General features: G+C 68.6%; 6 protein-coding genes. All 6 read left to right on the plus strand.

Annotated elements, in window-relative coordinates:
• A partial coding sequence (locus V7Q39_RS18165) for a TonB-dependent receptor (protein WP_333818018.1) occupies positions 1-1,437 on the plus strand: 1,437 nt, incomplete at its 5' end.
• Positions 1,438-1,456: 19 nt separating this feature from the next.
• Positions 1,457-3,163 (plus strand): ABC transporter ATP-binding protein/permease, encoded by a 1,707-nt coding sequence (locus V7Q39_RS18170; RefSeq protein ID WP_333818020.1) that lies wholly within the window; start codon positions 1,457-1,459, stop codon positions 3,161-3,163.
• The gene (locus tag V7Q39_RS18175) at positions 3,160-3,849 is read left to right on the plus strand and encodes a hypothetical protein (RefSeq protein ID WP_333818021.1); all 690 of its coding nucleotides are present in this window, start codon (positions 3,160-3,162) and stop codon (positions 3,847-3,849) included. The genes V7Q39_RS18170 and V7Q39_RS18175 overlap by 4 nt, the downstream gene beginning before the upstream one ends.
• Positions 3,846-4,658: a ChaN family lipoprotein gene (locus V7Q39_RS18180; RefSeq protein WP_333818022.1), complete on the plus strand. Its 813-nt coding sequence runs from the start codon at positions 3,846-3,848 to the stop codon at positions 4,656-4,658. The genes V7Q39_RS18175 and V7Q39_RS18180 overlap by 4 nt, the downstream gene beginning before the upstream one ends.
• Positions 4,655-5,374, plus strand: a complete 720-nt coding sequence (locus V7Q39_RS18185) for a siderophore-interacting protein (RefSeq protein ID WP_333818023.1) — start codon at positions 4,655-4,657, stop codon at positions 5,372-5,374. Before V7Q39_RS18180 ends, V7Q39_RS18185 begins: the two co-directional genes overlap by 4 nt.
• 153 nt (positions 5,375-5,527) lie before the next feature.
• Positions 5,528-6,778, plus strand: a 1,251-nt coding sequence (locus V7Q39_RS18190; protein WP_333818024.1) for a TonB-dependent receptor, incomplete at its 3' end; no start/stop codon positions are given.

Here is a 6,778-nt window from a genome sequence, read left to right on the forward strand (position 1 = left end):
GTCAAGCTGGTCTGGGACATCAGCGACACGCAAAGCCTGAAGTTCACCTTCGACAAGCTCGATCGGCTCAGCGAGATCGACAATACCCTGACCCGCAGCGCCACTGTGATCGCCAACCCGCGCGAGCGTGACCTTTTCCGCACCCGCTATGCCGTGGACTACAAGGCCGAATTCGACGGCCCCGTCAACGAGGTCAAGGCAACGCTCGCTTGGACCCCCTCCGGCTATGACCAGCACGCGCTGAGCGTGGCCAATGCGGCGGGTGCAATCACCCGGACCCATGACTACGTCAACTATTCCGAGGATTTCCTGGAGCTCGACGTCCAGGCCACCTCGCGCTTCACTTGGGGCGGCGCCGATCATGTGCTGACCTACGGTCTCGACTCCGACCGGGCCGAAACCAGCTATGACCGCCGCCGCCGTGTCGTCACCGCCACCACCGATGTCTGGTCGGTGCCGAACGGCTTCAACTTCACTGATGGGTCGACCACCCGTGCCGACCTCTACATTCAAGACAGCATCACTCTTCTGGGCGGCAAGCTCGAACTGACGCCGGGCCTGCGCTACGCCACCTACCACATGAGCCCCTCGCAGAACTCCTCGATCATCCCACTTCCCGGCAGTACCCCTACCGACCGCAACCGCGAGGAACTTCTGAAATCGCTGGGTGCGACCTGGCACTTTAACGACACCTACTCGGTCTGGGCGCATTACGGCGAAGGCTTCAAGATGCCGACGTTCCAGCAGCTCTACACCTCGTCCATGTCCGGCACGTTCGAGCTGGTTCCTGCGCCTTGGCTGGTGCCCGAAGAGGTTAAGAGCATCGAGATCGGCGCTCGCGGCGAATACGAGAATGGCTTCTTCGCGGTGAACGCATTCAATGCGAAGTACAAGAACTTCATTGAGAGCTTCTGGTTTGTGCCGGGCACCACCCCGCAGGAAATCAGCTACCGCAACATCTCGGCGGTCGAGACCTGGGGTCTGGAACTCGAGGGTGGCTGGGATGTGAGCGACCATCTACGGCTGACCGGCTCGGTCGCCTGGATGAATGGTAAGGCCACCGCCACTCCGGGCGACGCGCCGACCCAGCACTTGGTACCGCCGCTGACGGCCGTCCTGGGGGTCAACTATGACCTGGCGAACACCGACGTGACGCTGAACGCGACCGCCACGCTGGTGGGGGCCATGCAGACCGTCAATGCTGCCAACTTCACCCCGCCGGGCTATGGCGTGGTTGATGTCGGCGCGGGCTGGACCTTCACCGAGAACGGCGTGCTGAACCTGACCGTCTACAACCTTTTCGACAAGAAATACTACGAGATGGGAGCAGCAAACTCCGCGCTGGCGGCTACGGCGGCCACCACGAACACCGTGCCGCCCGAGCTGTTCACCGGCCCGGGGCGCAGCCTTGTGCTGTCCATGGACTACAAGTTCTGAGGTCGGCATGGGCTTGCGCATGACATTAGCCCGCGCCGGGCGGCTGGCGCGGATCGCGGCGGGGGGGCCGGGGCTGTGGAAGGGCCTGGCCCTTTACGGGCTGGTGTTGGGCCTCGGCTTCGTGGGCGTCTGGGTCTCGATCCGCCTGATCGCCTGGAACAAGGCCTTCTACGACGCGCTCGAGGCGCTGGACGCCGCCGAAGCCGCCTGGCAGGTCGGCGTCTTCTTCCTGCTGATCGGCACATCCGCGGGCAGCTGGCTGGCCGCCGACTGGTTCCAGAAACGGCTCTACATCCTCTGGCGCGCGAGGCTGACCGCACAGGCGCTGGATCTCTGGGTCGGCAACCGCGCCTACTGGCTTCTTCGCCCCGGCTTCGGCCAGACCGCCATCGACAACCCCGACCAGCGCGTCGCCGAGGATTGCAAGGCCTTTGTCGACCGCTTCCTGTTCTTCACGCTGGAACTGATGCAGCAGGTCGTCTCGCTCGTCTCCTTCGTGGCGATCCTCTGGGGCCTGTCGACCTTTGCCCTGTCCTTCACCGCCTTCGGCCTGGACATCACAATACCGCGCTACATGTTCTGGCTGGCGCCGATCTATGCCGTGGTCGCCACGCTGATCACCCACGGCCTTGGTCGCCCGCTGAAGCGCCGGTATTTCGAGCGTGAGAAGGTTGAAGCCGACTTCCGCCACGCCCTTGTCGGCCTGCGCGACCGCGCCGACACCGTGGCGCAGGGCGGCGGAGAAGAAGCCGAGCGGCGCGCGCTGGACAGCCGCTTCGCCGCCATCGAGGGCAACTGGCGGCGGATCATGCGCACGGAACTGGTGCAGGGCCTCTTCACCCGGCCCTATCAGCAGACGGTGCTGCGCGTGCCCACCTTCTTCGCGCTTCCTGCCTATCTGGCGGGCGCGGTCACGCTGGGCGGGCTGATGCAACTGGCCTCGGCCTTCTCCAGCGTCACCACGACCCTCAGCTGGTTCCTGTTCAAATATCGCGGGCTGGCCGAATTCGTCGCCGTCTGCGAAAGGCTCGACGGGTTGATGCAGGCCGCGCAGACCCCGGCGCCGCTGCCCGGCGCGCCGCGCGACATCGTCCGGGCCGTATCCGGCGATGGGGCGCTACGGCTGACCAAGCTGCGCCTTGCCACCCCGGATGGCCGCTGGCTGGACGTGGTGCCCGACCGCGTGCTGCGTCCCGGCCGGACGCTTCTGATCACCGGCGGCTCGGGGCAGGGCAAGACCACGCTCCTCGCCGCCATCGCCGGGCTCTGGCCTTGGGGGCAGGGGCGGGTGGAGCGTCCTGCCGGGCGCTTCCTGTTCCTGCCCGCCGGCGCGCCCGTTCTGGGCGAGGGGCTGGCGGGCGCCGCCTGCCACCCGCAGGACCCCGCCACGCAGGACCCGGCCCGCATCGCGGCCGTCCTTGCCCGGCTGGGCCTCGGTCACCGCCTGCTGGCCGACTCGCCCGAGGCCGCGCTCGCAGGTCTTTCCATGGGCGAACGCCAGCGTCTCGGCCTTGCCCGCGCCGTGCTGAACCGGCCCGACTGGCTGTTGATGGACGAGGCGACCTCGGCCCTCGACCCCGCCTCCGAGGCCGACCTCCTGGCCTGGCTCCGCGCCGAACTGCCCGATGCGACGCTGATCGTCGTCGCCCACCGCAAACCCGCCGGGCTCGTCGCCGACGACGCGCTGCGCCTCGGCCCCCCTGACCTCAAGGAAGAAACCGCATGACCGAGACCCCGCATGAACGCCTGACCGCCACCCCCGCCGATGTGCTGGACCTGTTGCCCGGCATGGGCCGCCTGATGGTGATCCTGCGCGCGGGCGGGGCCACGCATGAACGCATCGGCCCGGTCGGCACGGTGTCGCGTGAGGGCGGCGCAGCGCGCATCACCGGCGAGTGCCACGATGCCACCCTACCGCTGGCGCCACTTGTCACCGTCACGTTGGACCGCAGTTCGGTAATGAAGGACAAGGTCTATCCCCGGCTGGAGTTCCGCGATGCCGCCGGGCAGGTTCTGGCCGCCGTGGTCGGGATGGAGGGGCTGGAGCCTTTCGAAGCCGCCCTCGCCGCCTTCCCCCGCCAGCCTGAAGCCGCACCGGAAAAGCCCGCGCGGGTCGAGCGTGCCGAGCTTGCCGGGGACGACCCCGCCTGCGCCCCTTTCGAAGCCATCGTCGCCTCGGGCCAGCCCGCAGAGATCACCGCCTCGGCCCATGGTGTCAGCCAGAGCTGGCAGGGCCGGATCGAGGCGGTGAAGCCCGCCATGGGTTTCCTGAATGTGATGACACCCGATTTCCACCTGCATCTCGAGGGCGGCTCGGTCTCGGACTGGCGGGTGGAACCGGGACGGCGCATCGCGCTCGACGCCACGGGCCAGCCGACCGGCCTTTGCCTCGCCAGCGCGGCCTTCGCATGACCGCCGGGGGCTGGACCGACGGGGCAGGGACGCCGGTCTCCGCCCCCGCGCTCTTCGCCGGGCTGGCGCGGGCGCAGGCCGTGCTTCTTGGCGAGCGGCACGACCGGGCCGACCATCACCGCTGGCAACTCCACGTCGCGGCGGGCCTCGCTGCGCATCGTCCGCTGGTCTTGGGCTTCGAGATGTTCCCGGCGCGTCTCGATCCGGTCCTGGCCGAATGGGTCGCGGGCGGCCTTTCAGAGACAGACTTCCTGACCCGCGCCGAATGGGGCACGGTCTGGGGGCATCCGGCGGACCTCTACCTGCCGCTCTTCCGCTTCTGCCGCGATATGGCGGTGCCGATGGTCGGCCTGAACGTCGCCCGCGATCTGGTCCGCGCCGTCGGCGCGGGTGGCTGGGACAGCGTTCCCGAACCGCAGCGCGAGGGGCTGACGCGCCCGAAACCCTCGCCCATGGCCTACCGCCGCTTCATCTTCGGCCTGACCGGCGGCGGGCGGCCCGACCGCAAGGCGACCTCGCCCGAGGACCCGGCCTTCGACCGCTTCGTCCGCGCGCAAGAGGTCTGGGACCGCGCCTTCGCCACCCGCATCGTCCAGGCGGCGGCGCGGCCCGGCGCTCCGCTGGTGGTGGGCATCATCGGCATGGGCCATCTGCAACATGGCGGCGGCGTACCCTGGCAACTGGCCGATCTCGGGCTGACCAAGGCCCGCGCCCTGATCCCCGCCGATCCGATCGACCTGCCCGGCCCCGGCGCCGCCGATGCGGTCTTCCACCTGCAACCCGTCGTCAAGGAAAGGGAACCGGCATGAACGCCCCCGCCCCCCGCCCGAATGTCCGCCTGACCGTGGCGACGGTGGACCATGTCCGCCAGATCTCGCCGAGCTTCCGCCGGGTCCGCCTGCGCGGCGACTTCACCCCTTTCGCCACCGGCGGCCTGCATTTCCGCTTCCTCTTCGGCCCGCCGGGCGTGCCCCTGCCCACTGTCGGGCCCGAAGGGCTGATCTGGCCCGGCAGCGCGCAGGACTGGCACCGCCCGGCCTATACCGTTCGCAAGCTCGACCCTGCAGGCGGATGGATCGACGTTGACATCTTCCTGCATGACGGCGGCCGCGTCACCGCCTGGACCGAGACCCTGCAAGGCGGCGAGGAAGTGGGCCTGACCGGTCCGGGCGGCGGTGGCGTGGGGCAGGGCGGCTGGCAGGGCCTGATCGGCGACGAGACCGCGCTGCCGGTAGTGCTGCGGATGATCGAGGCGCTTCCGCCCGATGCGCGCGGGCAGGCCTTCCTTCGCGTGCCCCATGCCGATGATGCGCAAGAGATCGCGCTGCCCCCCGGCTTCCGGCTTTCCTGGATTACCGGCACTCCGCTGCCGGAGCTTCTGGACGAACTCTCGCCCCCTGCGGGCAACCGCTTCCTCTTCTTCGCGGGCGAGAAGGCCGAGGCGGAACAGGCCCGCCTTTGGATGACCGCCCGCGGCATCGAGAAGGGCGAAAGCCGCGCCGCGGCCTATTGGGCCGCCGGGTGACGCGCCCCGTGATATTTGTTGACTGATTTTCTATGGAATTGACCTAAGTCAAGCCCCGCCACCGAAAGCGTCGCTAGACCTTCCCGTACGTCCCGAAGACCCCAGCCCTCAGCCAGGCAGCGGACCCCGATACCTGGTTGAAGGACTGATGACATGGCCATTCCCGGCGCTTCCCTCCTGACCGCGCTGCTCCTCGGCACCGCGCTTGTCCCCGCTTCCGCCGCCCTGGCCGAGACCACCTGGATCGACCTCGGCACCATCACGCTCCTTGGCACCGGGCTTCCGACCGATGTGCTGACCAACCCGGCCTCGATCACCGTGATCGAAGGCGACAGCCTGAAGGGCAAGGCCCCGGTCTCGATCGCCACGCTTCTGCGCGACGTGCCGGGCCTGCATGTCAGCGAGGAAGGCATCGAGCGGGTGGCGATCCGGGGCGAGACCTCGCGCCGGGTGGCGATCATGATCGACGGGCAGAAGCTGACCGACCACACCAACTATGGCCAGCCGATCCTGGTGGACCCGACCCGCATCGAACGGATCGAGGTGGTGCGCGGCTCGTCCTCGGTGGTCTCCGGCAGCCGCGCCATCGGGGGCGTGATCAACATCGTCACCAAGAAAGGCGCCGAAGACCCGTTCCAGCTGTCGGCAACCACCGGCTACATGTCGGCGACGCGGGGCTACCGGCTGTCGCTGTCGGGCGGCGGCACCGTGGAACTCGGGGCGGGCGCGCTGGACTACCGGCTGAGCTACGGCAGGATGCACCAGGGCGACCGCCACACGCCGGACGGGGTGCTGGACGACTCCGAAGTCGCCGACGGCTCGCTCGCCCTGCACCTCGGCTACCGCACCGGCGCCCATTATTTCGGCCTCGGGGCCGAGGCCTATGACCTGTCTGCCAAGGTCCACACCGGCGTTCCCGACTTCTACATCGACCTGCCGCACCGCGACCTGCGCAAGGTCTCGCTCTTCTACGACGGCACGCAGCTGACGCCCTGGCTCGACCTTCTGCACCTCGACGCCTACCGCCAGACCATCGACCGCGAGTTCAGCAACGACGTGACCGTCGCGGTCGGCCCGCGCCGGATGCGGGTGCTCTCGACCTCGCTCGACGATCAGACGACACTGGGCCTGAACCTGCGGGCCGAGATGCATTTCACCCCGAACAGCCGCAGCGTGCTGGGCCTGGAATACGAGGACGACCGGCTCGCCTCGGACAAGGTGACGGTGACCACGACGACGCCCCCGGGCACCTCCACCACCTCGCTGCGCTTCGACAAGGCCGCGATCAAGACGCTGTCGATCTACGGCCAGCACGAGATCGACCTGTCGGACAGCCTGACCACCACCTTCGGCGCGCGCTGGTATGACGTGACGGCGGACCACCTGGTCTCCACCACCAACGGC

The sequence above is a fragment of the Tabrizicola sp. genome (assembly GCF_036781545.1).
Lineage (GTDB): Bacteria > Pseudomonadota > Alphaproteobacteria > Rhodobacterales > Rhodobacteraceae > Tabrizicola.